Source organism: Phaeobacter sp. 11ANDIMAR09 (genome assembly GCF_001294455.1).
Classification (GTDB): Bacteria; Pseudomonadota; Alphaproteobacteria; order Rhodobacterales; family Rhodobacteraceae; genus Pseudophaeobacter.
The window spans coordinates 1-2523 of the sequence record NZ_LIKT01000073.1 but is presented as its reverse complement, the minus strand read 5'-3'; the positions used below and the strand labels follow the sequence as shown (position 1 = coordinate 2523).

Here is a 2523-nt window from a genome sequence, read left to right as displayed (position 1 = left end):
CTTTGTCTAAGGTTTGTGGCTGCTGTCAGCGTGAGCTGCAGCGGCAACAAATCTGACAAGGAGGAAAGCGCGGGCGGATTTCGGTGCTATGGGGATAGTAGCGCGAGGCTTGTTTAGCCGGTGGACTGACGCAGGAAGTTGACACTTCTTATCAGTGTCGATCGGCCAAGCTGTGTGTGCCGTTGGCGTGTTGGGACGGTCATTTTGCTGTAGCTGTGGGCGTGTTGCAACGTGGCTTTCGTTGGAGTGACCACACCGAATGGTCCGGTGCCTGCGGATGGTGGAACCGGGTGTGATGGTTGGATCATGCGGTATCCTCCCAAGGCGGTGCGCGGGATTTAGGGGATTGGCTGCGCAGGAAGGTTTCGATGACACGCATCGGGCCGCCGCATTTCGGGCAAGGCTGAGGCTGATCCTCATCATCAGCGCTGGTGAGCGGATCGTCTTGAGCCATTTGGTCCGGCTCTGGCGCACTGTCCAACAAGCGCCTGATCATCGCGATCCTGTCACGGCGAATGCTATTCGCCAAGAATCCTGCATGACGGATGCGGTGGAAGCCGGATGGCAGGACATGGGTCAGGAAGCGGCGGATGAACTCACCCGTGGGCAGGCGCATGATCTTCATACGGTCGCCACGCTTGATCCGGTAATCTTTCCAGCGGAACGCCACGGTGTCCGTATCGGCACTGACCAGGCGGTGGTTAGAGATTGCGACCCGGTGCGTATAGCGGCTCAGATAGGCCAGCACCTGTTCCGGTCCGCCGAAGGGTCGTTTAGCATAGACGACCCATTCGGTTTTGCGCAGTGGCGCAAGATGGGTTGCGAACGTGTCGGGATCGGTCAGCCCCGACAGATTGCTGAAGAACCTTAGCTTGCTTGCTTTGTGCAGCCTCATCAGCCCTTCGAGGAACAATCGGCGGAACAGCCGCGACAGGACCTTGACCGGCAGGAAGAACCCCGGGCGGCAAGAGATCCAGCGTTTGCCATCCGGTGACATTCCACCACCTGGCACAACAACATGGACATGCGGGTGGTGCGTCATCGCTGATCCCCATGTGTGCAAGACGCTGGTCATGCCGATCCGAGCGCCGAGGTGCGTGGGATCGGCGGCGATGGTCAGCAGCGTCTGTGCCGATGCTTTGAACAGCAGACCATAAACCGCCGCCTTGTTCTGATACGCGATATCCGCAATTGGCGTGGGCAGCGTGAAGACCACGTGGAAGTACTCGACAGACAACAGGTCGTCCATCCGCGCCTGCATCCAATCCTTGGCGGTTGCCCCCTGGCACTTCGGGCAGTGCCGGTTGCGGCACGAGTTGTAAGCGATGTGCTGATGGTCACACTTTGTGCAAGCCGCAACATGCCCGCCGAGCGCAGCGCTGCGGCAGTTCTCGATCGCGGACATCACCTTCAACTGTGGCAGGTTCAGATGGCTGGCGTTCTCACGGCGATACGCAGGCCCATGGGCGCGGAAGATATCCGCAACCTCCAAATTTGGACGGGGCATGGACCGGGATTAGCCGGGTGCCGCCTCTCGTCTCACCAGCAGATCGAGCGGACTGGTGACGTCCTGGATCGTCTTGGTCGCCACCTTGGTGTAGACCGTCGTGGTCTCTAGTTTGGCGTGACCGAGGAGCACCTGGATCACTCGGATATCTGTTCCACCCTCTAGCAGATGCGTGGCAAAGCTATGCCGCAACGTATGCGGCGACACCTTCTTTCTAATCTCGGCGAAGTCACAGGCAACTCCAAAGGCTCGGTTGAACTGCCGCGTCGAGATCGGGTCGATCCGATTGCGACCGGGAAAGAGCCAACCGCCAGGCCGCGCTTCGCGGTAATAGTCGCGCAAAAGCTCCAACAGGCTTGGCGACAGCATCACATGGCGGTCCTTGCGCCCCTTGCCTTGGTCGACCCGGATCAGCATCCGGTCACTGTCGATGTCGCCCACCTTGAGATGCGTGACTTCGCTGGCGCGCAGCCCGCCACCATAAGCAACACTGAACGCCGCCCGATAGCGGAGCCCGGGTCCTGGCGCAGACTCGCGAATGCGCGTGACTTCTTCGGCGCTCAGCACCACGAGGATCTTCTTTGCCGCCCGCTGATACCGCATATGCCGTTTCATCTCCGGTCGCGGGCAGGTCGTCGCGAAAAAGAAGCTCAGCACTGTCAGCCGGTTGTTGAAAGTCGGTGCGCCAACACCGCGCTCCTTCATGTCGAGTTGAAAAGCCCGGAGCTCTTCCGGCGTCGCACTGTCCGGCGAATGGCCCAGATACCGCGTGAAGTCGCGCATCGCACGCAAATACATCGTCTGCGTCTTGCGTTGTAGCCCCTTGATCCGCATGTCTTCAAGGAAACGCTGGCGCAATTTGGGAACATATTGGTCCGTCATAGGAACCTCCTGTCATCAGATTGAGAAGGCCCCAATCGTCCGAGAGGTGCGTCAGTTCACAAAATCACAGCACTCAAATCAACGCACAGCGCACGCCACTAGCGCCAATACCGCGAGAGCGGTTTCGTCCTCGT

Annotated in this window: 2 protein-coding genes; both read right to left on the bottom strand. The window is 59.5% G+C overall.

Features of this window, described 5'->3' with window-relative positions; all coding sequences use genetic code 11:
- Positions 1–304 precede the first annotated feature (304 nt).
- Positions 305–1507, bottom strand: coding sequence for an IS91 family transposase (locus tag AN476_RS22085; protein WP_054463914.1), 1203 nt, complete (start codon positions 1505–1507; stop codon positions 305–307).
- Between the two features lie 9 nt (positions 1508–1516).
- Positions 1517–2389, bottom strand: a complete 873-nt coding sequence (locus tag AN476_RS22080; protein WP_054463913.1) for a site-specific integrase — start codon at positions 2387–2389, stop codon at positions 1517–1519.
- Positions 2390–2523: the final 134 nt, after the last annotated feature.

Bases quoted from the DNA above. Each gene is read 5' to 3' on its own strand.
- AN476_RS22085 (WP_054463914.1), bottom strand. From the start codon at position 1,507: ATGCCCCGTCCAAATTTGGAGGTTGCGGATATCTTCCGCGCCCATGGG.
- AN476_RS22080 (WP_054463913.1), bottom strand. From the start codon at position 2,389: ATGACGGACCAATATGTTCCCAAATTGCGCCAGCGTTTCCTTGAAGAC.